This is a genomic window from Streptomyces sp. NBC_00310, from assembly GCF_036208085.1.
In the GTDB taxonomy this organism is placed as follows: Bacteria; Actinomycetota; Actinomycetes; order Streptomycetales; family Streptomycetaceae; genus Streptomyces.
Genome location: NZ_CP130714.1, coordinates 2,686,192 through 2,707,379, shown reverse-complemented (window position 1 = coordinate 2,707,379; position 21,188 = coordinate 2,686,192). Strand labels below are relative to the sequence as shown.

Sequence of the window (21,188 nt, the reverse complement as noted above, 5' to 3'; positions counted from 1 at the left end):
GTCCACGCCCTGGTTCGACGAGACCGACGGTGAGAGTTCCTGGCTCCCGGGGGGTTCTTCCCCGGTGACAGTGGCGGGACCGCGCCGGACTCGCACCGGCTTCCTCTCCTGCCGTCGTACATGGCCCCGGCAGTCCACCACGCCCCTGGAAGACCCGTCAACTTGCTGTTGACCTGCGGCGCAGCGGTGTGCTCAGCCCCACACCGCCGAAATATCGCCAGACGCCCGAATCGGCTCTTTCCGCGCTCTTCCACGGCGAGTAAGACGGGAACACTTGAGGGAACGGCAGTACGAAGACTGAGCGCCTGGTACGGCCGGCCCTCCGTCACGTCCGCGCGGCGGCTGGGCAAGGCGCTCGGGTCGTCGAGACGGACGCCGTGTCGGTGTGCTGACCTTTGAGTGGAGGCCGGAGTGTTCGAGAGGATGTCTGAGACGCGGACTTGGATCAAGAGCAGCCATTCAGGCGATCCCAGCCTCTGTGTGGAAGCGTCGTTCGAGGAGAGCCGGATTCTGGTGCGTGACTCAAACTCGAAGAAGAACGCTGTGCTCTCCTTCCGTCACGCCGCGTGGTGTGGTTTTCTGGCGGGGCTTGTGGACCCGGGAGCGGACGGTTCTTGAAGAACCGTTCGGGGGACGGGAGGTACACGCGATGGAAGATCGGACCAAGGGATCCGCCTCGGCGCATGCGAGGACATCCAGGGACAGGCGGACGCGGTTGTCCGCCGCGGCCCCCCTGGCGCTCTTCAGCATGGTGGCCGGCGTCCTGTCCGTCGGAGTCGGCGCGCTCGCCGCTCTGCTGGTGCCGGGGGCGGAGGCGCGAGGCCTCGTCTGGCTGACGGTGACCGCCCTCATCGCCGCGGGAGCGGGTCTGTGGTGGGGGCTGACTCCGGTCACGGAGCGGCTCAGGGTGCTGGACCGGGCCCTGGCCGGGGTTCGGCCGCGGGATCCGGAGCGGCACTGAGTCCGGTGGGCCGCGAGGCGTCGGCGCGGGCGCGCAGTGCCTTGCCGAGCCCTGCGGCGAGCGAGGTCAGCAGGGCGGCGCCGAGTGCTCCGGTGATCGCCGTGGTGAGTGGTGCCGCGGCTCCCAGCTGAGTGGTGGGCAGGACCCGGCCCGCCACGGCGATGCTCAGTAACAGCACGCTCGCGCAGAACGTGCCCAGCAGCATACGGACCGACATGAGCCGTATCTCGCCGTCGACCCGGGCGCTCTCCACCCGGATGAGCGCCTCCGCCCACTCCTGTCGCTGCATGGCGTACGACTTGAGTGTGCAGTCGTCCAGTGCGGTCGTCCCCTCGGGATCGGGGGAGTCCGGTGGGGGAGAACCGCCCGGATCTCCGTTGCCGGGCGCGGCGCGGCGCGCGGTGAGCCGCCTCCACCATTCTCGTCCGAAGACCGCCATCGGCCCTCCCCCGTGTCCGCCCGGGTGTCCCGTCCCGGGGCTCAGTCGTTGTCCAGGCTCTCCTTGACCGTGTCGAGGAACTCGATCATCCGGTCACCGTCGTACGCCTTGTCACTGATGTCCGCAAAGCACTCCTGGTAGCGCACCGTGAGGTCGAGGTCGTCACGGTTCGACAACCCGCCGCTGGGGCCCTCCAGGTACAGCAGGTCGTCGTCGTCCTTGAAACCGAGCAGGATGAACGGGCTGAGGGTGCTGAAGTGGGCTCCCACCGTGAACGGCAGGAGCCGGATGCCCATCCGCGGACGCCGGGACAGGGTCGTGATGTGCTCCAGTTGCCGGCGCATCACCCTGGGGCCGCCGATCACGCGCCGTACGGCGGCTTCGTCCAGGACGATCTCGACGCGCGGCCCGGTCTCGGAGTCGAGGTACCGCTCCTGTCGCGCCGTGCGAAGCTCCACCGACCGCCGTACGTCCGTGCCCTCGGTCGTCGGCGAGAGAAGGGCGGTGGCGTAGTCCTCGGTCTGGACGAGGCCAGGCAGCACGATGGGGTTGTAGATGCGGATGGAGGTCGCGGCCCCCTCGTATCCCAGGTACTGAGCGAACGGCTGGGACACCAGGTTGCCCCACGGCGCCCACCACGACGGCCCCTTCGAGCCCCGCGCGGCCTCTTCCAGCTCACTGACCAGCTCGGGGTCCGTGACCTCGTACTGCTGCATCAACGCCCGTACATCGGTGACGCTGACGCCGACCGTGCCGGCCTCGATGCGCATGATCTTCGAGAGTGACCAGTCCAGGGCGTCCGCCGTCTGTTGCTTGGTCAGCCCGGACGTGTACCGGGCTTTACGCAACTCGACGCGGAGTCTGCGTCGATTCAGGCTCGGATCGAGATCCCTGGGCATGGCGCTCCCCTGTCTACATGTCAGGTGGCCATCGTCGAACGGCGACAATCTGATAGCTTACGCCGATCGGGTACCGTCGTATAGCCATCGCCTAAATGACATGTGTCATTTCGACGAGGTCACAGTTGCCGTGAACAATAGACAAACCCCCTGTACCGGTCAAATCGGTACAGGGGGTTTGTCGTGGCGCGTCGTGCGAGGTGGGAGGGGTGAACGGGGCCTCAGGCCATGATCAGGTAGATCCCGTAGCCCACCGCCGCCGTGCAGGCCGCGAAGCAGGCGTACGCCGCTGTCGTGGCGAGGGCCGGCGAGGTGCCGGCGGCGGTCGCGGTCTCCCGCTTGGAGAGGCCGACGATCCCCAGGGTGAAGAGGCCGACGAGGGCCACGGTGACCACGAGGCTGACTCCGAAGACGGAGCCGAGGGCTGCCCAGTCGATGTGCATGGTGGTGATCTTCCTCAGGGAGTCGCGGGGCTCAGACGGCGGGCGTCGGCGTGGAGGAGCTGGCCGAGGCCGTGGTCTCGGCGGCGGCCGGGGCCGAGAGGGCCGGAATGGTCGCCGTGAGGTCCTCGTTCACGGTGCCGGTCGGCGGCGGCGTCACGGCGGCCATCGCCGTGGTCACCACGCCGGGCGACTCCTCGGTGTCGTTCACGTTGGTGTGGTCGATCACCTCGCGGCGCGAGACGATCCAGATCGCGACGCTGGAGGCGACGAGGAAGACCGCGACGGCCGTCGTGCCCCAGGTGCCGAAGGACGTCACCCACTCCGCGAGCGCCGCGACCAGTGCGGCGGCCGGCAGGGTCAGACCCCAGGCGACGAACATCCGCGTCGCGGTGGACCAGCGGACCACACCGCCCTTGCGGCCGAGGCCCGCGCCCATCACCGCACCGGAGACCGAGTGCGTGGTGGAGAGCGAGAAGCCGAGGTGCGAGGAGGCCAGGATGACCGTGGCCGCGCTGGTCTGGGCGGCGAAGCCCTGCTGCGGCTGGAGGTCGGTCAGGCCCTTGCCCATCGTGCGGATGATCCGCCAGCCGCCCAGGTAGGTGCCGAGCGCGATGGCCGTACCGGCGGAGACGATGACCCACACCGGCGGGTCGGAGTCGGGCGCGAGGGCGCCGCCGGCCACCAGGGCGAGGGTGATGATGCCCATCGTCTTCTGGGCGTCGTTCGTGCCGTGGGCCAGCGAGACCAGGCCCGCGGAGGCGATCTGACCGGCGCGGTAGCCCTTGCCGGAGGCCTTCTCGCTCGTGTGCTGCCCCAGTCTGTACGTCAGCCGGGTGGCCAGCATCGCCGCCATGCCGGCGACCAGCGGGGCCGCGACGGCGGGGATCAGCACCTTGGTGACGAGCGCGTCGCCGTGCACCGCGCCGACGCCGACCGAGGCGATGGTGGCGCCGATCAGGCCGCCCATCAGGGCGTGCGAGGAGCTGGAGGGGAGCCCGACGAGCCAGGTCAGCAGGTTCCAGAGGATGGCGCCGACGAGCGCCGCGAATATGACCTCTGGCTGTATGCCGGACTCGTCGACGAGTCCCTTGGAGATGGTGTTGGCGACCTCGATGGACAGGAACGCGCCGACAAGGTTGAGCACGGCGGACATGGCCACCGCGACCTTGGGCTTCATTGCGCCGGTCGAGATGGTGGTGGCCATCGCGTTGGCGGTGTCGTGGAAACCGTTCGTAAAATCGAACGCGAGCGCGGTGATGACCACGATCGCGAGGATCAGCGAGAAGTTTTCCATTTACCTGAGCTTCTTTCGGACGTCAGTGGCATGAGGACCGTAAGCAACCTGGGTGAACGGAAGATGAACTGGGGCGGGCGCACGGGTGTAGTGAAGGGGGTATCGCCGCTCCGCTTGTGTGTCGACGGACGGGTCGAGCCCGGCGGAGCGGCGGGACAGGCCTTCGAACTGAGGCGGAATGCCGAGGTCCGCTACCCCCGGGCGAACTTCTTCAGCCGGCTCGTCGACCCGTTGAAGAGGTTCTGGTCACCCGGCAGGCTTCCGCTGCCGTTGTCGTACTGCCAGATCGTCCAGAACTTCCACCCCGCCGGGAGCTCTCCCGCCCCCGCGGAGTCGTACCGGGCCAGCCACAGCGCGTGGTTCCCGCCGAAGGCCGTGCTGTTGCCGGTGCAGGTCTTCCACCAGTGGGTGGTCGTGTAGATCACCGGACGGCGGCCCGTGAGGCGCTTCATCTCGTTGCTGAACGACGTGATCCAGCCGACCATCCTGCTGTTGCTCAGGCCGTAGCACTTCCTCTTCTTGTCGTACGGGTTGTACTCGATGTCGAGCGCCGGCGGCAGGGTCCAGCCGTCCGCGCGCCAGCCGCCGCCGTTGTTCACGAAGTAGCGGGCCTGGGCCTTCCCGGAGGACTGGTGGGGCATCGCGAAGTGGTACGCGCCGCGGATCAGGCCCGCGTCGCGCGAGCCGTTGTACTGCTGGCCGAAGTACGGGTTGCGGTAGGTGGTGGACTCGGTCGCCTTGACGTAGACGAACCGGGCGCCCTTCGACTTCGCGTTCGACCAGTTCACCTTCCTCTGGTGCGACGAGACGTCGTGCCCCTTGGGCCTGGCGGCGGCCGAGGCGGAGATCTCGGCGAGAGCGGTCCCGCCCAGGGCGAGCGCCGCGACGGAGGCGGCGACCACGCGGTGGCGACGACGGGACGGCTTGAGAGCACGGGCCATGCTTCCCCCCGGAATGGCGACGTGTGCGACAAAACATCCGGAGGCTACTGGAAGATCACCGAATCCCGGTCGATCACCAGCCAATCGCCAACTCGGGGTGACGTATGCGGATATGGGCTCTTCCGAAGGACCGCTTCCCGCCCTGCCGTGCCCGCGCCGGGGACCCGCCGCCGCGGGCCGCCTGGCAGGATCACGGCATGGCTGAGCAGCAGGGGAACACCCGGGACGAGCGGGGCGCGGGTGCGGGTGCACGGGATGCGCGCGACGTACGGCGGCGGGGTGTGCCGGACGACGTGGCGCGCGCGTGGGACGAGCTCGTCGCGACGGCCCGCCGGACGGTGGCCGACGGGCTGGTCGTGGGCACCTCCGGGAACGTGTCCGTGCGCGTCGGGGACACCGTCCTGGTCACACCGACGGGAGTGCCGTACGACCGTCTGACCCCGGACGACGTGACGGGCGTCGACCTCTCCGGCCGACAGGTCCTCGGCACGCTCCGGCCGACGAGCGAGCTCCCCATGCACCTGGCGATCCAGACGACCACGGACGCCCGTGCCGTCGTCCACACCCACGCCGTCCACGCGACGGCCGTCTCCACCCTCGTGAGCGAGCTGCCGCTGATCCACTACATGTCCGCGGTCCTCGGCGGACCCGTCCGAGTCGCCCCCTACGCGACCTACGGCACCCCGGAGTTGGCCGAGAACATGCTCCGCGCTTTGACAGGGCGCACCGCTTGTCTCCTCCAGAACCACGGCACGATCGCCTACGGGAACACCCTCTCCGAGGCCTACGACCGCACAACCCAACTCGAATGGATGTCCCGGGTCTGGCTGACGGCGTCCTCGATCCCGGGCCTCACCCCGCACCTGCTCACGCCCGAGCAACTCGCGGAGGCGGGCGAACGGTTTCGGGGGTACGGCCAGCCGGGGTAGCGGACTTCGGGTGCCACGCCACGCCCGACACGGCCGGACAGGCCGTCAAGGCTGCTCACCGCCGTGCCGGTTCGCCTCTGGCCGTGCACCTCGGTTCCGCTCCCGGCCGCCCACCCCCGGTTCTGCCCCCGAGCGTGGCTCTTCCGGTCGGCTGCCCCTGCTCCCGCCGGTTGTCGGCTCTCCGCCGCGACGGCGCTCAGCCGACCGGGCCTTCTCGGTGATGTCGAGCCCGCGTGCGCCCATGCGAACGCCAGGGGTGGGGGCGGAGAGCACCCCAGTCCCCCCGGCCCCACGGCTGCCCCGCCCCGCCTCCCGGTCACCCCGACGTCCACGCCCACTGGCCCACGACGCGGTCCGCCAGGACACTGGACCCGTGGGTGCAGTCAAAGCAGCAGTCGCGGCCGTCGGCCTCGCGTTCGCGGCCGGTGCGGCCAGTGTCGCCGCGGGCCGCCTGGCGAGCGACGTCGCGCTGAAGGCGCCGCCGGGCGCACCGCTGCCGACGGAACCCCGGCTGACCGTGCACGCCACCGCCGCCGGCCGCATCGCCCTGACCCGGGCCTTCGCCTCACAGCGCCCCGGCACCTACGGACTCACCGGCAACGGCACCCACGCGGTCGTCGGCGACGTCCTGAACAGCGCACCGCACGCCCCCGACGCGGTCGTACGCCGCCTGGAGCGCGTCACCCACGGCACCCTGGAGCCGGGCGACAAGGTGTGGTTCACCCCCGCCCTCCACATCGGCGACCCACGGACCGCCCTCGGGCTCGACCAGGACGACGTCGAGATCCCCGGCGAACTCGGCACCCTGCCCGCCTGGTTCGTGCCCGCGGCCCGGGACACCTGGGTGATCGCCGTGCACGGCCTGGGCGCCACCCGCGAACACACCATGAACGTCATGGAGTTCCTGCACCGCCACCACTTCCCGGTGCTCGCCCTCGCCTACCGCGGGGACCCGGACGCACCCCGCTCGCCGGACGGCCTGAACCACCTCGGCGAGACCGAGTGGCGCGACGTGGACGCCGCCATCCGGTACGCCGTCAGGTCCGGCGCCGAGCGGGTCGTCCTGCTCGGCTGGTCCACCGGCGCCACCATGGCCCTGCGCGCCGCCACGCACTCCGCGCTGCGCGACCGCGTCGCCGGACTCGTCCTCGACTCACCGGTCCTCGACTGGACGGCCACCCTGCGCGCCCTCGCCGCCGCCCGCCGCACCCCCGGCGCCCTGCTGCCCCTCGCGGTCCGCGCCGCCCAGGGCCGCACGGGACTGCGCGCCGTCCCCGTCGACCAGGACACCGTCCCGCCGGGGCTCAGGACGCCGACCCTGCTCTTCCACGGCCCCGACGACGCCGTCGCCCCGTGGGGCCCCTCCCGCCGCCTCGCCGCCCACCGCCCCGACCGGGTCACCCTCCGCACGGTCCGCCACGCCCCGCACGGCGCCATGTGGAACGCCGACCCCAAGGCCTACGAAGAAGCCCTCCGCCGCTTCCTCACTCCGCTGATGTAGGCAGCCATGGGCCGCGAGAGGTCCCGCACCAGCTCCACCGCCCACCGACGGAAGGGCCGCGAAACCTCTCCACCGCGAGAGGTACGCCACATTCCGTTTAGTTCCGTACCAAGGCGATCCCCATCAATGTCAACCCCGTGGGGAACCCGTGCCTTGGCCACCCCTGTCGCCCGCTGTGACATTCCGTTTGGGTTTTCGGACCGTCAACCGGAAGACTGCCCCCGTGACGTCCCGTAACCCGCGCGACTCCAGGCTCCGACTCGTCGGCCCGCGAACCCTGGCCGCCGCTCCCCGAGCAGCAGTGACCCAGCGTCGCCGACCGGCTCCCCGGCCCCCGGAGGGCACACCGCCGCCCGTGGAACTCGCCCGCATGGCCCGCGCCGTCCTGGCGGACGCGGCTCGCGTCGCCCACTGGGCCGATGCCGCCCTGCGCCCCGGCCGCGAGGGGGCGAACCCCGACGGCAAGGGCACCCTCTCCGCCGTGACCGCCGAACGGGCCGCCGCCGACCTCGGGCTGACCCCGGATCAGGTCCGCCACGACTGGGACACGGCACGGCTGGCCGGCCTCGTCGAGGTGCACGGCGACAGCGCGCGCCCCGGCTGGCGGCTGCGTGCCTGGAACCGCGACGACAGCGCCGTACTGCGCGGCTGGGTCGCGTTCTTCGACGCCTGGTCCATCGCCTATCCCGAGCCCGAGGACCGGGAGCCCGCGGCCGTCGCCGAGGTCGTCTCGGCCATGCCCCAGGTGCTCTCCTTCCTCCAGCTCTCCGCCGGGCCCGTCCCCGTGGAGCAGCTCCTCGACCTCCTGGAGCAGCGGGTCACCGAACTGCGCACCGAACGCTGCGAGGTCCCCTACGGTCCGCAGCCCGAGCCGAGCCCGGAGCCCGGAGCCGAGGACACCCCCCTCGCCCCGCTGCTCGACTGGTCCCTGCGCGCCCTCGCCTCGGTCGGTGCCCTCACCTACGACGACGCCCAGGCCACCCTCACCCCGCTCGGCAGCTGGGCGGTCTGGGTCAAGCTGGAGCAGATCTGCGTCGCCGCGCAGAGCCCCGCCGGGAACATCGAGGTCTCCGCCGAGGACATGCTCAGAGGCTGCGCCCAGCTCCGCCCCAACGCGGCCCGCGCCGAGTACCGCGCCTGGCTCGCCGCCCGCCCCGTCGGCGGCGCCGTCACCGAGCTCATCGACGCCGCCCGCGGCGAGGACGCCCTCATCCGGGGCCTCGCCTTCGAGGCGCTGCGCGTCGTCGGCGCCCCCGCCGAGCCGGACGTCCGCACCGTCGCCGACGAGACCCCGCTGCGCCCCTACGCCCTGCTCTGGCTCGCCGTGCACGACGGCGCCGACCCCGAGGACGCGCACGAGGTCCTCACCCGCGAGGAGGCCACCTGGCTCTGGGTCGACACCGCCGCCGCCGTCGCCGACCACGGCGAGGCCCCCCTCCTCGTCCGGCACCTGGAGTCCGCGGTGCAGCCCACGGTCCCCGCGCTGCTCGCCGAGGTCCGCGCCGTCGGCCACCCCCGCACCGTCCAGGTCCTGGTCGCCCTGGCCGCCGCCCACCCCGACCCGGCCCTCGCCAAGGCCGTCCGCCGCGCCGCCTTCCAGGTGCACACCGGAGGCAGCTGACCGGGAGACGGAGCACCGGGGAGGGCGTCAGCCGCCTGTCTCGGGGGCGTACGTGCCGAAGCTCCACACATTGCCCTCGGCGTCCCGGGCCAGGTAGTCCCGCGAACCGTAGTCCTGGTCCGTCGGGGGCGTCAGGATCTCCACGCCGTGCTCCACGGCCCGCCGGTGGTGGGCGTCCACGTCGTCCACGACGATGTACACCCCGGTGGGCCCCGCGCCCTTCATCGCGCCGTCGAAGACGCTGCCGCTGCCCTTGGAACCGACCATCACCGCGCCGTTGCCCTGTGTCAGCTCGGCGTGCTGCACCACCCCGTCCTCGCCCTCGTACACCGAGAGCTCGGTGAAGCCCAGCGCCTCCGTGAGCTGCCTGATGGCGGCCTTGGCGTCCGCGTACAGCAGCGTCGGATAGATGCTCGGACGTCCGTCGCTCCTGCTCGTCATACCGATCACGACCTCTCCGTCGTCCGGAATACGACCCGCTGCTCAGTTTTGCACCCACCACCGACAACGCCCTGCCGAGCGAACGACCCGGACCGATGCCGGGCGCACCGGCGACCGCACCGGATGACCGCACCGGTGACCGAGGCCACGTGATCCCTTGTCATACGGGCGGAAAACCGCTTGCCGCCCCCAGTTAGAATCGGCCCATGGCCATTCTCCTCGCGCATTAGACGGCGGGAACGTCCTCAGCCGCCCACCCGCCACACCGATCCGCCCTGGAGCCTGTCCGTGATCTCCGCCTCCGCCGTCGAGCTGCGCGCCGGTGCCCGCGTCCTCATCGAGTCCGCCACCTTCCGCATCGCCAAGGGCGACCGCATCGGTCTGGTCGGCCGTAACGGCGCCGGCAAGACCACCCTCACCAAGTGCCTGGCCGGCGAGGGCATCCCGGCCGGTGGCACCATCACCCGCTCCGGCGAGGTCGGCTACCTCCCGCAGGACCCCCGCACCGGCGACCTCGACGTCCTCGCCCGCGACCGCATCCTGTCCGCGCGCGGCCTCGACGTACTGATCCGCAAGATGCGCGAGAACGAGCAGCGCATCGCAGGCGGTCAGGGCAGCACGCGGGAGAAGGCGCTGAAGCAGTACGAGCGCCAGGAGACGGAGTTCCTCACCAAGGGCGGGTACTCCGCCGAGGCCGAGGCCGCCACCATCGCCGCCGCGCTCAACCTGCCCGACCGGGTGCTCGGCCAGCCGCTGCACACCCTCTCCGGCGGTCAGCGCCGCCGTATCGAGCTGGCCCGGATCCTCTTCTCCGACGCGGACACCCTGCTCCTCGACGAGCCGACGAACCACCTCGACGCCGACTCGATCGTCTGGCTGCGCGACTACCTCAAGACCTACCGCGGCGGCTTCATCGTGATCTCCCACGACGTCGACCTGGTCGAGACGGTCGTCAACAAGGTGTTCTACCTGGACGCCAACCGCGCCGAGATCGACGTCTACAACATGGGCTGGAAGCTCTACCAGCAGCAGCGCGAGGCCGACGAGAAGCGCCGCAAGCGCGAGCGGCAGAACGCCGAGAAGAAGGCCGCCGCGCTGCACTCGCAGGCCGACAAGATGCGCGCCAAGGCCACCAAGACCGTCGCCGCGCAGAACATGGCCAAGCGCGCCGACCGGCTGCTCGCCGGCCTCGACGCGGTACGGGTCTCCGACAAGGTCGCCAAGCTGCGCTTCCCCGACCCCGCGCCCTGCGGCAAGACCCCGCTCACCGCCGAGGGACTGTCGAAGTCGTACGGCTCGCTGGAGATCTTCACCGACGTCGACCTCGCCATCGACAAGGGCTCCCGGGTCGTCATCCTCGGCCTCAACGGTGCCGGCAAGACCACCCTCCTGCGTCTCCTCGGCGGCGTCGAGAAGCCCGACACCGGCGAGGTGATCGAGGGCCACGGCCTCAAGCTCGGCTACTACGCGCAGGAGCACGAGACCCTCGACCCGGACCGCACGGTCCTGGAGAACATGCGCTCCGCCTCCCCCGACCTGGACCTGGTCGAGATCCGTAAGACGCTCGGCTCGTTCCTGTTCTCCGGCGACGACGTCGACAAGCCGGCCGGGGTCCTCTCCGGCGGCGAGAAGACCCGTCTGGCGCTCGCGACCCTCGTGGTGTCGTCCGCGAACGTCCTCCTCCTCGACGAGCCGACCAACAACCTCGACCCCGCCAGCCGCGAGGAGATCCTCGGCGCGCTGCGCACCTACAAGGGCGCGGTCGTCCTCGTCACCCACGACGAGGGCGCGGTCGAGGCGCTCCAGCCGGAGCGGATCATCCTGCTGCCGGACGGCGTCGAGGACCTGTGGGGCGCGGACTACGCGGATCTCGTCGCGCTCGCCTGAGCGAGTGACCGGCCGAATGGGTTGATCAACTGCGTATGGATCATTCGGCCCATCCGTGATCCATCATCTGTGTGAGATCTCCTCGTACCGAGGTGTGTCCTACATCGATTTCCCGGCCGAGCCCTTCTCCGTGAAGGGCTCGGCCGTCGCGCGTCTCTGACCTGGCACTTCGCGGAACAACCCGTTCGGCCGTACGGACGCCGCTGGGCGGAATCACAGGTTCCACTCGTGAGTACGCGCTCCTGTCGTCAAAACCTTGTCTCACGGACCTTGCCGAATGGGTGGCCATCGCGCGCCGGAGGGGTGATCATGAGGAGACCAGAGCGCACTTCCCATGAGGAGGACCGGGTGGCCGAGACTCTGAAGAAGGGCAGCCGGGTTACCGGCGCCGCGCGCGACAAGCTCGCGGCAGACCTGAAGAAGAAGTACGACTCCGGTGCGAGCATTCGGGCGCTGGCCGAGGAAACCGGCCGCTCGTATGGCTTCGTACACCGGATGCTCAGCGAGTCGGGTGTCACGCTCCGAGGGCGTGGCGGCGCGACGCGGGGCAAGAAAGCCGCCTCGGCCTGACGCCGGGCGGCCCATCGGCTTCGATGGTGGCCACCCGGTCGGTCGGCTGATCGACCGGGTGGTTACTGTGCAGTCACTTAGCATCGCTCCATCGCTCTGCTGACCGCACTCATCGGAGGCGCCCCATGGCTTCGCTCGAACCGCTGCTCGACAAGGACGGCGTACGGCTCACCGTTGACGACGCGATCGCCACGGTGACGCTGACCAATCCGGCCAAGCGCAACGCGCAGAGCCCCGCTCTGTGGCGGGCGCTCACCGAGGCCGGGCGGTCGGTGCCGGGCTCCGTCCGCGTGGTCGTGCTGCGTGCCGAGGGCAAATCGTTCTCCGCCGGGCTCAACCGGCAGATGTTCGCGCCCGAAGGCATCGAGGGGGAGCCGTCGTTCATCGAGCTCGCGCGCCGTGACGACGCCGGGCTCGACTCGACCATCGCCGAGTACCAGGAGGCGTTCACCTGGTGGCGGCGCAACGACATCGTGTCCATCGCCGCCGTGCAGGGGCACGCCGTCGGTGCGGGCTTCCAGCTTGCCCTCGCCTGTGATCTGCGCGTCGTCGCCGACGACGTGCAGTTCGCCATGCTCGAAACCAGTCTCGGGCTCGTGCCCGACCTCACGGGGACCCATCCGCTGGTGAGCCTCGTCGGGTACGCCCGCGCCCTGGAGATCTGCCTCACCGGGCGTTTCGTCCAGGCGGACGAGGCGCAGCGGGTCGGGCTCGCGAATCTCGCGGTGCCTGTCGATCAACTCGACGACGCCGTGCGGGATCTGGCGGGGGCGTTGGTGACGGCGCCGCGGGAAGCGGTGATCGAGACCAAGGCGCTGCTGCGGGGAGCCGGAGGCCGGGGGTACGACGAGCAGCGGGCGGCGGAACGGGCGGCCCAGGCTCGGCGGCTGCGGGACCTGGCGGGGGTCGGGGAGTAGCCGACTCGGTGGAGCTCTCGTGGAGTCGCTCGTGGAGTCCGCCGTGCTCAGCGGCCGACGGCCGTGATGAGTACCGCCACCGAGGGGCGGTCCGGTAGCGCCTCGCCCACCGCTCGTCGCACGTCGCGCGCCACGTCCAGGACCCGCCTCTCCCGCGTCACCGCCAGTTCCACCCGGACGTGGCGGCGGGGGAGAGCGGGACCCGGGGCGATGTCCACGGCTCGGCCCGGGCCGCCGAGAGCGCTGGTGAGGTGGCTGACGCCGCGGACCGAGAGCGCCGCGGCGGCCACACGGGACTCCTCGTCGTCGCCGGTGGGCCGGGGCGCGGCGGCGGGCACGGGTTCAGGGGCCGGTGAGGCGGGTTGCTCCTCCTCCACCACCGCGTCTTCCAGCAGATGGGTCACCCGGAGGTCGATCTCCGTCACCGTCAGTCCGAGGCGTTCCGTGGCGGTGGTGGAGAGCGCCGTACGGAGGCGGGCCGCCGTGACCGGAATGGGCTCGGCGGCCGGGCCCGAGAAGGCGGCGAAGTCGGCCGTGACGCGCAGGGGGCCGGGCGGGAGGGCGCTCGGGGGAGGGGGCACGGCGGTTTCGGGGGAGCCGGGAGAGGCCTCCGGGTCGGCCAGGGAGATGCGGAGGGGGCCCAGGGCGACCCCGCGCAGCGACGCGGCCGTACGGCGCAGTGCCGCCCGGGCCGCGCTCTCCGTGATCCACGCGCCGTCGTGCGGGCCCCCCAGGGGGAGCACGCGGCCGAGCCCGAGCCGCTGACGTACCGCCATCGTCCATCCGTCCGCCGTCATTGCTCCAGCCTGCCGCATCCCTGGCGCGCGGCACCGCAACCGCGCTTACTGTGGGCTAGAGGGGGGACGACCGGAAGGGACGTACGGCATGACTGACATGACGGAGCGGAACCGGACGGAAGGACCCGACACCACCAAGGAGTCGACGCAGGTCGGGCGTAGGACGACCCGGCGCGGCGGCGGCGATCCGGGAGGTCGGGGGCGTACGACCATCGCCGACGGCGTCGTGGAGAAGATCGCCGGGCTCGCCGCGCGGGAAGTGGTGGGCGTGCACGCCATGGGCAGCGGGCTGTCACGGACCTTCGGGGCCGTGCGGGACCGGGTCCCCGGCGGGGCCAAGTCCGTGACCCGGGGTGTGAAGGTCGAGGTCGGCGAGGTGCAGACCGCGCTCGACCTGGAGATCGTCGTCGACTACGGGGTGTCCATCATCGACGTGGCCCGTGATGTGCGTGAGAACGTCATCGCGGCCGTCGAGCGGATGACCGGCCTGGAGGTCGTCGAGGTCAACATCGCGGTCAGCGATGTGAAGCTGCCGGACGAGGAGGACGAGGAGCCGGAGTCCCGGCTGCAATGAGCGGAGCCCCGGCCCCGATGAGACACCACAGTTCGACGGAACGCGTCAGCCCGATGGCACGCGACAGGAGTCCCTGAGTCCCTAGGAGCGCAGCATGAGCTTGGCCGTGACCGGCATGATCGCAGGGATGGCCCTCGGCTTCGCCGGATACTTCGGCGGATTCGGCGCCTTCCTGCTGGTGGCCGCGCTGGGCGCCGTCGGCTTCGTCGTCGGCCGGGTCCTGGAGGGGGACCTGGAGCTGGGCGACTTCTTCCGCCGGCGTGACGACCGACGCCGGTGAACCCGGTGGACAGCGGCCGTCCCACGGAGACGAAGGCCGTTCCGCCCGGTGAGCGCGGGGCGACCAGGATCGCCGACCGGGTGGTCGCGAAGATCGCCGCGCAGGCGGCGCGCGAGGCACTGGTGGCGCCGACGTCTGCCTCCGCGCCCCCGAACGCCACCGTCGTCCTTCGTCAGGAGACCGCGCGCGTCCGTGTCACCCTCGGACTCCCGTACCCCTCGGACATCGGTGGCCAATGCGCTGCGGTGCGTCGTCATGTCGCCGAGCGGGTAGGGACGTTGGCGGGAATGCACGTATCGGAGGTGGCCGTCCAGGTGGAACGGCTGCACCTGGCGCACGCACACGACGCGGCACAGGGGAGGACGCGATGAGCGAACCCCAGCGCTCCGAAGGCACCACTCAACGACTACCCGTCATCGAGAAGGCCGACGAGAAGGCCCACGACGCGGCCGACGCGACGGCCGGGGGGAAGGCGGCCGACCGCGAGCCGGATCAGTCGGCCTCGGCCGCCGCTTACGACCCGCCGCCCGACCTCGACGGCGACAACGGCGGGGAGAAGCGCTTCTGGTCCGCGCGCAGAGTCCCCGCGGCCGTCCTCGCGGCGCTGCTCCTCGCGGGCGCGGGCCTCTTCCTGTACGACATCGTCGCCGTCCGCGCCGACCGGCCCGCCATGGCATGGCGCCGTTCGCTGGCCCGGCAGCTCGCCGAGCGTCCCCTCGACGACGTCTGGGTGCTCGTCGGCGCTTCGGTCGCCGTACTCCTCGGCCTCTGGCTGCTCCTGCTCGCCGCCACCCCCGGACTGCGCGACGTCCTGCCGATGCGGCGCGTCCACCCCCGGGTACGGGCCGGACTGCACCGGGGTGCCGCCGCGCTGGCCCTGCGCGACCGGGCCATGGAGGTGTCCGGCGTGCAGTCCGTACGGGTCCGGGCGGGACGCAAGCGGGTCGACGTCCGCGCGGTGTCCCACTTCCGGGAACTCGACGAGGTACGGGCCGACCTGGACGCCACGCTCGCCGACGGTATCCGGGGGCTGGGCCTGTCCCGGCCGCCCGCCCTGTCGGTGCATGTACGCCGGCCCGGCCGGAAGGGGTGAGTGTTCGATGCTGAGGATCGTCAACCGGGTGCTGCTCGGAGTCGTCGGACTCGTCCTGGTCGGTATCGGCGGCGCCGTCCTCGCCGTCGGACTCGGCGTGGACCCGCCCTCCTGGTGGCTGCACGACGGCCCCGACGACGTCCTGCTCAGCGACGCCGAGCGGACGCGCTGGCGTGATTCCGGCTGGTGGTGGCCCGCCGTCATCGCCGGGCTCGCCGTCCTCGTCCTGCTGGCCCTGTGGTGGCTGACGGCGGTCCTGCGCCGCCACCGTCTCGCCGAGGTGCTCGTCGACACCGGCGACGGCGAGGGAGCACTGCTGCGCGGGCGGGCGCTGGAAGGCGTACTCACCAGCGAGGCGGCCGAGTCGGACGGCGTCGAACGCGCCCACGCCCGCCTGACCGGCCGCCGCAACGCCCCCGAGGCCCGAGTCCGCCTCCTCCTCCAGCCCCATGTGAACCCTGCCGACGCCCTCCACACCCTCACGACGGAGGCCCTCACCCACGCCCGGAACTCGGCCGGTCTGGCGGCCCTACCGGCGGAGGTCAGACTGCAAGGGGCCAAGCACCGAGCGGGAAGGGTGAGTTGAGCGCCGATCGGTTTGTCCCGCCTCCAGGCGTTCCGCCGACGCGGATGCGGTCAACGCGGTAGACGGCGGGCACGGCGCCAGGCGCTCCGCCAAGAGCGCCGGTGTTCCGCGCCATTGACACCGATGGCCCCCACCACGCAGGCGATGGACAGCAGCCCGAAGAGCCGGCCGAAGCCGAACCCGAAAAGGATCCCCACTCCCGCAAGGCTCAGCCCGCTGTACGCGGCGACCAACCGTTCGGCCAGTTCGGTGTACCGACTGGGCCCCTCGATCAGCAGGTAGCTCCCGAAGTGCAGTACCAACCAGCCGCCGAAAAGGATCACCGAGAGATAGGTGAGCGTCCGGAGCGGCAGTGGGGTGTCGTTCCGTTCTTCCCACCGATGGTGCACGGGCTCCTGCCAGGCCCACACCTGGCCCTGCCAATCGGCGACGACGAGCTCCGAGCGTAGCCGCTCGCTCCAGTCCAGCGAGACCGTGAACGACGGCTCCGATGCCCCGTCGAGATACACGTCCAGCCCGTCCCCGAACGTGCCCTGCACCTTGGTTGTCTTCGTGATGGCGGCGGTCCGTACAGGCAGGCACTGCTCGACACCCCGCTCGGCGATACACGCCGAAACGCCCCGCTCCTGGCGCTCGTGGTGGTACGCCGCCCCGATGCGCCCGGCGCCCAGACCCGCGAGGAGCAACCCCACGACGATGCCGGCGACCCACCATGAACTGTCGTTGCCTCGCCGGCGCATTCCCCGAGTAAATCAACGTCAGGCGGAGCCGTACAGGGTGACAGCGGATCCGCTGATCAAGGGGGAGACGCGAGATGACGACGGAGCCCACCGTCGGGCGGCGGTCGGCCACCGGGGCGGTTGCGCTGTCGACCCAGCGGGTGAGGCCGCCGAGATGTTCGTGGGCGGGTCGAGGATGCTGGACGCTCTGCGGCCGGAACCAACCGAGGACGTTGCCGAGGTCACCCGCCGACCAGGTCCGCCGCGGGGTCAAGGACCCCATCGACGTGGCCAGTCGGCACGCCGGCGGAGTTCCTCGGGCGGATGCGTACGGACCGGGTGATGCGCCAGCCGGTCCCCATGCCGTGGATCTCACCGTCCCGGGGCGGACGCCCGCCGAAGCACGGCAGGGAGGTCCGCTTCGCCGAGCCCGTCACCCGCGGCGAGCCTGCCGCGGCGCCGAGCAGGTCACCGACCGCTGGGGCACCGCTTGATGGGGCCACCGCTCGCGCGATGGCCTGGAACCTCGTCCGTCCTCGTCCGACCACCCGATCGGCGTGGATCGACCACACCGGCGAACTCCCCCTCATCGAGGGCACGTTGATCCGCATCAAGAGGTCGACCGCCTGCCCGGCGGCCACGAAGGGCCAGCTCAGAACCCGTGCCGCATCCCACCGTCGACCGGCAGCATGATGCCCGTCAGATAGGACGCGGCCGGAGACAGCAGGAACGCCCCCGCACGCCCGAACTCCTCCGGCCTCCCGTACCGTCGCAACGGGATCCGGGACTCGTGCGCAGCCCGGGTCGCCTCCGGATCCGCCGACATCCCGTCCAGCTCACGCACCCGATCCGTGTCGATCCGAGCCGGCAGCAGCCCGACCACCCGAATCCCGCGCGGCCCCAGCTCGTCGGAGAGCGACTTGGCGAACCCGGCCAGCCCCGGCCGCAGCCCGTTCGAGATGGTCAGCCCCGGAATCGGCTCGTGCACGGACCCGGACAGCACGAACCCGATGACGCCGCCCTCACCGAGCTCCTCGGCGGCCGCCCGCGCCAGGCGGACCGCCCCCAGGAACACCGATGCGAACGCGGCGCTCCACTGCTCGTCCGTGGTGTCGGCGACGAACCCCGGCGCCGGCCCGCCCACGCTGACCAGGATGCCGTCGAAGCCCCCGAAGTGGTCACGGGCGGCGGCGATCAGCCGCTCGGCGGCCTCGGGGTCCGCGTTGTCCGCGGCCACACCCACCGCGTTCGCCCCGAGCGCTGCCGCGGCCGCGGCCACGCTCTCCTCCTCGCGGCCCGTGACGACCACCTTCGCGCCGTCGGCGACGAGTTCCCGCGCGACCGCGTTGCCCAGTCCGCGGGTCGCCCCGGTGATGATGTAGACACGGTCCTTCAGCCCAAGATCCATGGCCCCTATCCTGCCTCCTCCCCGTCGAAGAGAGCGAGGGCGGTGCCGACGAGACCGACATGGCTGAACGCCTGCGGGAAGTTCCCGAGCTGTCGCTTCGCGACGGGGTCGTACTCCTCGGCGAGCAGCCCCACGTCGTTTACCAGCCCCACCAGCCGTTCGAACAGTTCGCGCGCCTCCTCCGTACGGCCGGTCAGGTGCAGCGCGTCCGCCAGCCAGAACGAGCAGACGAGGAACGTGGCCTCGCCGCCCGGCAGCCCGTCGACGGAGGCGGTCGCGGCCGTGAGGTGGTCGGCGCTGTAGCGGCGCACGAGCCCCTCGTGGCTCAGCTCCTCGCGGATCGCGTCGACCGTGCCGACGACGCGGGGGTCCTCGGGCGGCAGGAAGCCCATCTGGGGGATGAGCAGCAGCGCGGCGTCCAGTTCACGGGAGCCGTACGACTGGGTGAAGGTGTTGCGTTCGGCGTCGTAGCCGCGCTCGCAGACCTCGCGGTGGATCTCGTCGCGCAGGGCCCGCCAGCCGTCGAGGTCACCGCCGGTCAGCGTCGGATCGTCCTCCAGGGTGCGCACGGCACGGTCGGCGGCGACCCAGCACATCACCTTGGAGTGGGTGAAGTGGCGGCGCGGCCCGCGCACCTCCCACAGTCCCTCGTCCGGTTTCCGCCAGGCCGTCCGCAGATACTCCATCAGCGCGCACTGCATCCGCCACATGTCCGGCTTGTCGGGCAGTCCCGAACGCCGGGACACGAACACGGAGTCGATGACCTCGCCGTACACGTCCAGCTGCAACTGCCGTACGGCGTCGTTGCCGACCCGGACCGGGCTCGAGTCCTCGTAGCCGGACAGCCAGGGCAGGTCGTACTCGGGGATGCGGCGCTCTCCGGCCAGGCCGTACATGATCTGCAGGTCGGCCGGGTCGCCCGCGGCCGCGCGCAGCAGCCAGTCACGCCAGGCCTCGGCCTCCTCCTGGTAGCCGCAGGACAGCAGCGCGCCGAGGGTGAGGGTGGAGTCACGGAGCCAGCAGTGGCGGTAGTCCCAGTTGCGGACGCCGCCGATCTCCTCGGGGAGGGAGGTGGTGGCGGCCGCGACGATGCCGCCGGTCGGGGCGTAGGTGAGGGCCTTGAGGGTGATCAGGGAGCGGACCACGGTGTCCCGGTGCGGCCCGTCGTACCGGCAGCGCGCCGCCCAGGCCCGCCAGTCGTGGAGGCTCGACCGCAGCGCCTCGTACGGGTCGACGAGGCGGGGACGGGGTTCGTGCGAGGGGTGCCAGGTCAGCACGAACGCGACCTTCTCGCCGGGCTCCACCGTGAACTCCGCGTACGTGGCCCGGTCCTCGCTCCACGAACGCACCTCGGGTTCGCAGCGCAGCCACACCGCGTCCGGGCCCGCGACCGCCACGCGGTGGCCGTCCGACCTGCGCATCCAGGGCACGACCGAGCCGTAGTCGAAGCGGAGGCGGATCGTGCTGCGCATGGTGACCCGGCCGCTCAGGCCTTCGACGATCCGTACGACGTCGGGGGCGCGATCGCGCTGCGGCATCAGGTCGGTCACGCGCACCGCGCCCTCGTCCGTCTCCCACTCCGTGTCGAGGACGAGCGAGTCGTGCCGGTACGCCCGCCGGGTGCAGGTCCCGCCCTCTCCGGGCGCGATCCTCCAATGCCCGTTCTCCTCGCCGCCGAGCAGCGAGGCGAAGCAGGCGGCCGAGTCGAACCGGGGCAGGCAGAGCCAGTCGATGGAACCGTGGCGGTTCACCAGCGCGGCCGTCTGGTGATCGCCGATCAGCGCGTAGTCCTCGATGTGGGGGTGCACGAGGGTCGGGTTCCCGGAGCCGGGGGTGATCAGTCCGACGGGATCCGCCCCGCGGTCGGGTGCGGCTCAGCCCGGACCCGTTCCCGCCGTCGTCCCTCCCACCCCCGAGAAGATCACCCCGGAGCCGGAGGGGGCCTGGTTGAGGACCCAGAGGCCGAGGAGCGTGGCGAGGGCGAAGACGAGCAGGACGAGGACGGCGAGGACGAGGCGGCGGCGGCGTTCACGGCGGAGCCAGTCGCCGCGGGCCGTGCGGTAGGCGTCGGGAGCGGCGTGTACCCCGCCCGCCAGCGCGGCGAGCGCCTCGGCCAGCTCCCGCTCGGTGCGGTCCCGCCCGGTGTCGTTGCCGGTGGTGTCGTTCATCGCCGGGCCTCCATCGCCTGGGTCAGGGCGGCGAGGCCGCGTGCGGTGTGGGTCTTGACCGAGCCGCAGGAGATGCCCATCGCGGCCGCTATCTCGCTCTCCTTCAGCCCCAGCCAGTGGCGCAGCACGAGCGCCTCCCGCTGCCGGGCGGGCAACTGCTGCAGGGCGCCGATCAGCACCCGCTGGTCGTCGTGGAGCAGCGCGGTGCTCTCGGCGGAGGCGACCGGCTCCTCCGCCGCCGGGGTCTCCACGTGCCTGCGGGCGACCTGGAGGTGCCGTATCCGCATCCGGGTCAGATTGCAGACCGTGGAACGCAGGTACGCCTCCGCCGCCTCGGCGTCCCTCAGGCGCCGCCACTTGCGGTAGATCTGGTAGTACGCCTCGGCCACCACGTTCTCGGGGTCGTCGGCGCCCAGCAGCACCGCGAGCCGCAGCATCGAGGAGTAGTGCAGCTCGAACAGCCGGGCGACCCCGGCCTCGCGCTCCACGTCGGCGGGGTCGCCGAGGGCGCCCGGCGGCAGCGCGGGGTTCGGCACCGGCGCGGGGTTCGGGATCAGCGGCCCGGCCGCGGCCGGAGCCGGTACCTGCCCCAGTGACCCGGCGGGTGCCGGAGCCGGTACCTGCCCCAGCGGATCGGCGGCGGCCGGTGCGGTCTTCAGGCCCAGCGGCTCGGCGGCGGCCGGTGCCAGGTGCCGGCCCGGCACGCCCATGTGCTGTCTG

Annotated in this window: 25 protein-coding genes, 1 pseudogene and 1 riboswitch; of the genes and pseudogenes, 14 read left to right on the top strand and 12 right to left on the bottom strand. The window is 71.6% G+C overall.

The genetic code is table 11. The features are described 5' to 3' along the window. Nucleotides 1-13: 13 nt before the first annotated feature. Nucleotides 14-155: riboswitch (cobalamin riboswitch) on the bottom strand. A gap of 268 nt (nucleotides 156-423) precedes the next feature. Beyond that, nucleotides 424-618: a DUF397 domain-containing protein gene (locus tag OG202_RS11960; protein WP_327732291.1), complete on the top strand. Its 195-nt coding sequence runs from the start codon at nucleotides 424-426 to the stop codon at nucleotides 616-618. Nucleotides 619-715: 97 nt separating this feature from the next. After that, nucleotides 716-961 (top strand): hypothetical protein, encoded by a 246-nt coding sequence (locus OG202_RS11955; RefSeq protein ID WP_326583731.1) that lies wholly within the window; start codon nucleotides 716-718, stop codon nucleotides 959-961. Here OG202_RS11955 and OG202_RS11950 read toward each other — a convergent pair. The 5 genes from OG202_RS11950 to OG202_RS11930 all read right to left on the bottom strand — a co-directional run bounded on the left by OG202_RS11950 (nucleotide 903) and on the right by OG202_RS11930 (nucleotide 4,977). Then, complete coding sequence (locus OG202_RS11950) at nucleotides 903-1,400, bottom strand: hypothetical protein (RefSeq protein ID WP_326583732.1); 498 nt, start codon at nucleotides 1,398-1,400, stop codon at nucleotides 903-905. The two genes, OG202_RS11955 and OG202_RS11950, sit on opposite strands and share 59 nt — an antisense overlap. Nucleotides 1,401-1,441: 41 nt before the next feature. After that, the gene (locus tag OG202_RS11945; RefSeq protein ID WP_328222702.1) at nucleotides 1,442-2,299 is read right to left on the bottom strand and encodes a helix-turn-helix domain-containing protein; all 858 of its coding nucleotides are present in this window, start codon (nucleotides 2,297-2,299) and stop codon (nucleotides 1,442-1,444) included. A 221-nt stretch (nucleotides 2,300-2,520) separates the two neighbouring features. Beyond that, complete coding sequence (locus tag OG202_RS11940; RefSeq protein WP_326583734.1) at nucleotides 2,521-2,742, bottom strand: hypothetical protein; 222 nt, start codon at nucleotides 2,740-2,742, stop codon at nucleotides 2,521-2,523. A gap of 31 nt (nucleotides 2,743-2,773) precedes the next feature. Beyond that, a complete protein-coding gene (locus OG202_RS11935) occupies nucleotides 2,774-4,036 on the bottom strand; it encodes an inorganic phosphate transporter (protein WP_327730346.1) in 1,263 nt (420 codons plus the stop codon). A 191-nt stretch (nucleotides 4,037-4,227) separates the two neighbouring features. Next, nucleotides 4,228-4,977 (bottom strand): lysozyme, encoded by a 750-nt coding sequence (locus OG202_RS11930; protein ID WP_326583736.1) that lies wholly within the window; start codon nucleotides 4,975-4,977, stop codon nucleotides 4,228-4,230. A 197-nt stretch (nucleotides 4,978-5,174) separates the two neighbouring features. Between OG202_RS11930 and OG202_RS11925 the strand changes: the two genes are divergently transcribed. The 3 genes from OG202_RS11925 to OG202_RS11915 all read left to right on the top strand — a co-directional run bounded on the left by OG202_RS11925 (nucleotide 5,175) and on the right by OG202_RS11915 (nucleotide 9,028). Then, complete coding sequence (locus OG202_RS11925) at nucleotides 5,175-5,906, top strand: class II aldolase/adducin family protein (protein ID WP_327730347.1); 732 nt, start codon at nucleotides 5,175-5,177, stop codon at nucleotides 5,904-5,906. Between the two features lie 373 nt (nucleotides 5,907-6,279). Next, on the top strand, nucleotides 6,280-7,407 hold the full coding sequence (locus OG202_RS11920) for an alpha/beta hydrolase family protein (RefSeq protein ID WP_327730349.1): 1,128 nt from the start codon (nucleotides 6,280-6,282) through the stop codon (nucleotides 7,405-7,407). Nucleotides 7,408-7,630: 223 nt separating this feature from the next. Beyond that, entirely contained in the window at nucleotides 7,631-9,028 is a 1,398-nt protein-coding gene (locus OG202_RS11915; RefSeq protein WP_405893154.1) for a hypothetical protein, read from the top strand. A 27-nt stretch (nucleotides 9,029-9,055) separates the two neighbouring features. Here the strand turns inward: OG202_RS11915 and OG202_RS11910 are convergent, their stop codons facing one another. After that, entirely contained in the window at nucleotides 9,056-9,469 is a 414-nt protein-coding gene (locus OG202_RS11910) for a VOC family protein (RefSeq protein WP_326583740.1), read from the bottom strand. 288 nt (nucleotides 9,470-9,757) lie between these two features. Here OG202_RS11910 and OG202_RS11905 point away from each other — a divergent pair, with 288 nt between their 5' ends. The 3 genes from OG202_RS11905 (at nucleotide 9,758) to OG202_RS11895 (ending at nucleotide 12,843) form a co-directional block, all read left to right on the top strand. Continuing rightward, entirely contained in the window at nucleotides 9,758-11,356 is a 1,599-nt protein-coding gene (locus OG202_RS11905; protein WP_326583741.1) for an ABC-F family ATP-binding cassette domain-containing protein, read from the top strand. Between the two features lie 348 nt (nucleotides 11,357-11,704). Beyond that, entirely contained in the window at nucleotides 11,705-11,926 is a 222-nt protein-coding gene (locus OG202_RS11900; RefSeq protein WP_006123601.1) for a helix-turn-helix domain-containing protein, read from the top strand. Between the two features lie 125 nt (nucleotides 11,927-12,051). Continuing rightward, nucleotides 12,052-12,843 (top strand): enoyl-CoA hydratase/isomerase family protein, encoded by a 792-nt coding sequence (locus tag OG202_RS11895; RefSeq protein ID WP_326583742.1) that lies wholly within the window; start codon nucleotides 12,052-12,054, stop codon nucleotides 12,841-12,843. A 47-nt stretch (nucleotides 12,844-12,890) separates the two neighbouring features. On the opposite strand, the gene OG202_RS11890 is transcribed toward OG202_RS11895, so the two are convergent. Beyond that, nucleotides 12,891-13,640 carry a nucleopolyhedrovirus P10 family protein gene (locus OG202_RS11890; protein WP_328222698.1) on the bottom strand — a complete coding sequence of 250 codons (750 nt, stop codon included), beginning with the start codon at nucleotides 13,638-13,640 and terminating at the stop codon, nucleotides 12,891-12,893. An 88-nt stretch (nucleotides 13,641-13,728) separates the two neighbouring features. Between OG202_RS11890 and OG202_RS11885 the strand changes: the two genes are divergently transcribed. The 5 genes from OG202_RS11885 (at nucleotide 13,729) to amaP (ending at nucleotide 16,173) form a co-directional block, all read left to right on the top strand. Then, nucleotides 13,729-14,214 (top strand): Asp23/Gls24 family envelope stress response protein, encoded by a 486-nt coding sequence (locus OG202_RS11885; protein WP_326583744.1) that lies wholly within the window; start codon nucleotides 13,729-13,731, stop codon nucleotides 14,212-14,214. A gap of 94 nt (nucleotides 14,215-14,308) precedes the next feature. After that, nucleotides 14,309-14,494: a hypothetical protein gene (locus OG202_RS11880; RefSeq protein WP_326583745.1), complete on the top strand. Its 186-nt coding sequence runs from the start codon at nucleotides 14,309-14,311 to the stop codon at nucleotides 14,492-14,494. After that, a complete protein-coding gene (locus tag OG202_RS11875) occupies nucleotides 14,491-14,865 on the top strand; it encodes a hypothetical protein (RefSeq protein ID WP_327730351.1) in 375 nt (124 codons plus the stop codon). Before OG202_RS11880 ends, OG202_RS11875 begins: the two co-directional genes overlap by 4 nt. Beyond that, on the top strand, nucleotides 14,862-15,587 hold the full coding sequence (locus OG202_RS11870; RefSeq protein ID WP_327730352.1) for a DUF6286 domain-containing protein: 726 nt from the start codon (nucleotides 14,862-14,864) through the stop codon (nucleotides 15,585-15,587). The genes OG202_RS11875 and OG202_RS11870 overlap by 4 nt, the downstream gene beginning before the upstream one ends. 7 nt (nucleotides 15,588-15,594) lie before the next feature. Beyond that, nucleotides 15,595-16,173, top strand: a complete 579-nt coding sequence (amaP, locus tag OG202_RS11865; RefSeq protein WP_326583748.1) for an alkaline shock response membrane anchor protein AmaP — start codon at nucleotides 15,595-15,597, stop codon at nucleotides 16,171-16,173. A 50-nt stretch (nucleotides 16,174-16,223) separates the two neighbouring features. Here the strand turns inward: amaP and OG202_RS11860 are convergent, their stop codons facing one another. Beyond that, nucleotides 16,224-16,913 (bottom strand): hypothetical protein, encoded by a 690-nt coding sequence (locus tag OG202_RS11860; RefSeq protein WP_327730353.1) that lies wholly within the window; start codon nucleotides 16,911-16,913, stop codon nucleotides 16,224-16,226. A gap of 276 nt (nucleotides 16,914-17,189) precedes the next feature. Between OG202_RS11860 and OG202_RS46470 the strand changes: the two are divergent. After that, nucleotides 17,190-17,530: pseudogene (locus OG202_RS46470) on the top strand (NF041680 family putative transposase); the annotation flags it as partial. A gap of 14 nt (nucleotides 17,531-17,544) precedes the next feature. On the opposite strand, the gene OG202_RS11855 reads toward OG202_RS46470, so the two are convergent. The 4 genes from OG202_RS11855 to OG202_RS11840 form a co-directional block, all read right to left on the bottom strand. Next, nucleotides 17,545-18,300, bottom strand: a complete 756-nt coding sequence (locus tag OG202_RS11855; RefSeq protein ID WP_328222696.1) for an SDR family oxidoreductase — start codon at nucleotides 18,298-18,300, stop codon at nucleotides 17,545-17,547. A 5-nt stretch (nucleotides 18,301-18,305) separates the two neighbouring features. Continuing rightward, the gene (locus OG202_RS11850; protein ID WP_328222695.1) at nucleotides 18,306-20,108 is read right to left on the bottom strand and encodes a glycoside hydrolase family 15 protein; all 1,803 of its coding nucleotides are present in this window, start codon (nucleotides 20,106-20,108) and stop codon (nucleotides 18,306-18,308) included. Between the two features lie 66 nt (nucleotides 20,109-20,174). Beyond that, on the bottom strand, nucleotides 20,175-20,468 hold the full coding sequence (locus OG202_RS11845; protein WP_319363818.1) for a hypothetical protein: 294 nt from the start codon (nucleotides 20,466-20,468) through the stop codon (nucleotides 20,175-20,177). Further along, on the bottom strand, nucleotides 20,465-21,025 hold the full coding sequence (locus OG202_RS11840) for a SigE family RNA polymerase sigma factor (protein WP_327732292.1): 561 nt from the start codon (nucleotides 21,023-21,025) through the stop codon (nucleotides 20,465-20,467). Before OG202_RS11840 ends, OG202_RS11845 begins: the two co-directional genes overlap by 4 nt. Between the last annotated feature and the right edge of the window lie 163 nt (nucleotides 21,026-21,188).

Bases quoted from the DNA above. Each gene is read 5' to 3' on its own strand.
- OG202_RS11945 (WP_328222702.1), bottom strand. From the start codon at position 2,299: ATGCCCAGGGATCTCGATCCGAGCCTGAATCGACGCAGACTCCGCGTC.
- amaP (WP_326583748.1), top strand. From the start codon at position 15,595: ATGCTGAGGATCGTCAACCGGGTGCTGCTCGGAGTCGTCGGACTCGTC.
- OG202_RS11925 (WP_327730347.1), top strand. From the start codon at position 5,175: ATGGCTGAGCAGCAGGGGAACACCCGGGACGAGCGGGGCGCGGGTGCG.
- OG202_RS11855 (WP_328222696.1), bottom strand. From the start codon at position 18,300: ATGGATCTTGGGCTGAAGGACCGTGTCTACATCATCACCGGGGCGACC.
- OG202_RS11895 (WP_326583742.1), top strand. From the start codon at position 12,052: ATGGCTTCGCTCGAACCGCTGCTCGACAAGGACGGCGTACGGCTCACC.
- OG202_RS11930 (WP_326583736.1), bottom strand. From the start codon at position 4,977: ATGGCCCGTGCTCTCAAGCCGTCCCGTCGTCGCCACCGCGTGGTCGCC.
- OG202_RS11950 (WP_326583732.1), bottom strand. From the start codon at position 1,400: ATGGCGGTCTTCGGACGAGAATGGTGGAGGCGGCTCACCGCGCGCCGC.
- OG202_RS11940 (WP_326583734.1), bottom strand. From the start codon at position 2,742: ATGCACATCGACTGGGCAGCCCTCGGCTCCGTCTTCGGAGTCAGCCTC.
- OG202_RS11870 (WP_327730352.1), top strand. From the start codon at position 14,862: ATGAGCGAACCCCAGCGCTCCGAAGGCACCACTCAACGACTACCCGTC.
- OG202_RS11890 (WP_328222698.1), bottom strand. From the start codon at position 13,640: ATGACGGCGGACGGATGGACGATGGCGGTACGTCAGCGGCTCGGGCTC.
- OG202_RS11860 (WP_327730353.1), bottom strand. From the start codon at position 16,913: ATGCGCCGGCGAGGCAACGACAGTTCATGGTGGGTCGCCGGCATCGTC.
- OG202_RS11845 (WP_319363818.1), bottom strand. From the start codon at position 20,468: ATGAACGACACCACCGGCAACGACACCGGGCGGGACCGCACCGAGCGG.
- OG202_RS11885 (WP_326583744.1), top strand. From the start codon at position 13,729: ATGACTGACATGACGGAGCGGAACCGGACGGAAGGACCCGACACCACC.
- OG202_RS11935 (WP_327730346.1), bottom strand. From the start codon at position 4,036: ATGGAAAACTTCTCGCTGATCCTCGCGATCGTGGTCATCACCGCGCTC.
- OG202_RS11880 (WP_326583745.1), top strand. From the start codon at position 14,309: ATGAGCTTGGCCGTGACCGGCATGATCGCAGGGATGGCCCTCGGCTTC.
- OG202_RS11910 (WP_326583740.1), bottom strand. From the start codon at position 9,469: ATGACGAGCAGGAGCGACGGACGTCCGAGCATCTATCCGACGCTGCTG.
- OG202_RS11960 (WP_327732291.1), top strand. From the start codon at position 424: ATGTCTGAGACGCGGACTTGGATCAAGAGCAGCCATTCAGGCGATCCC.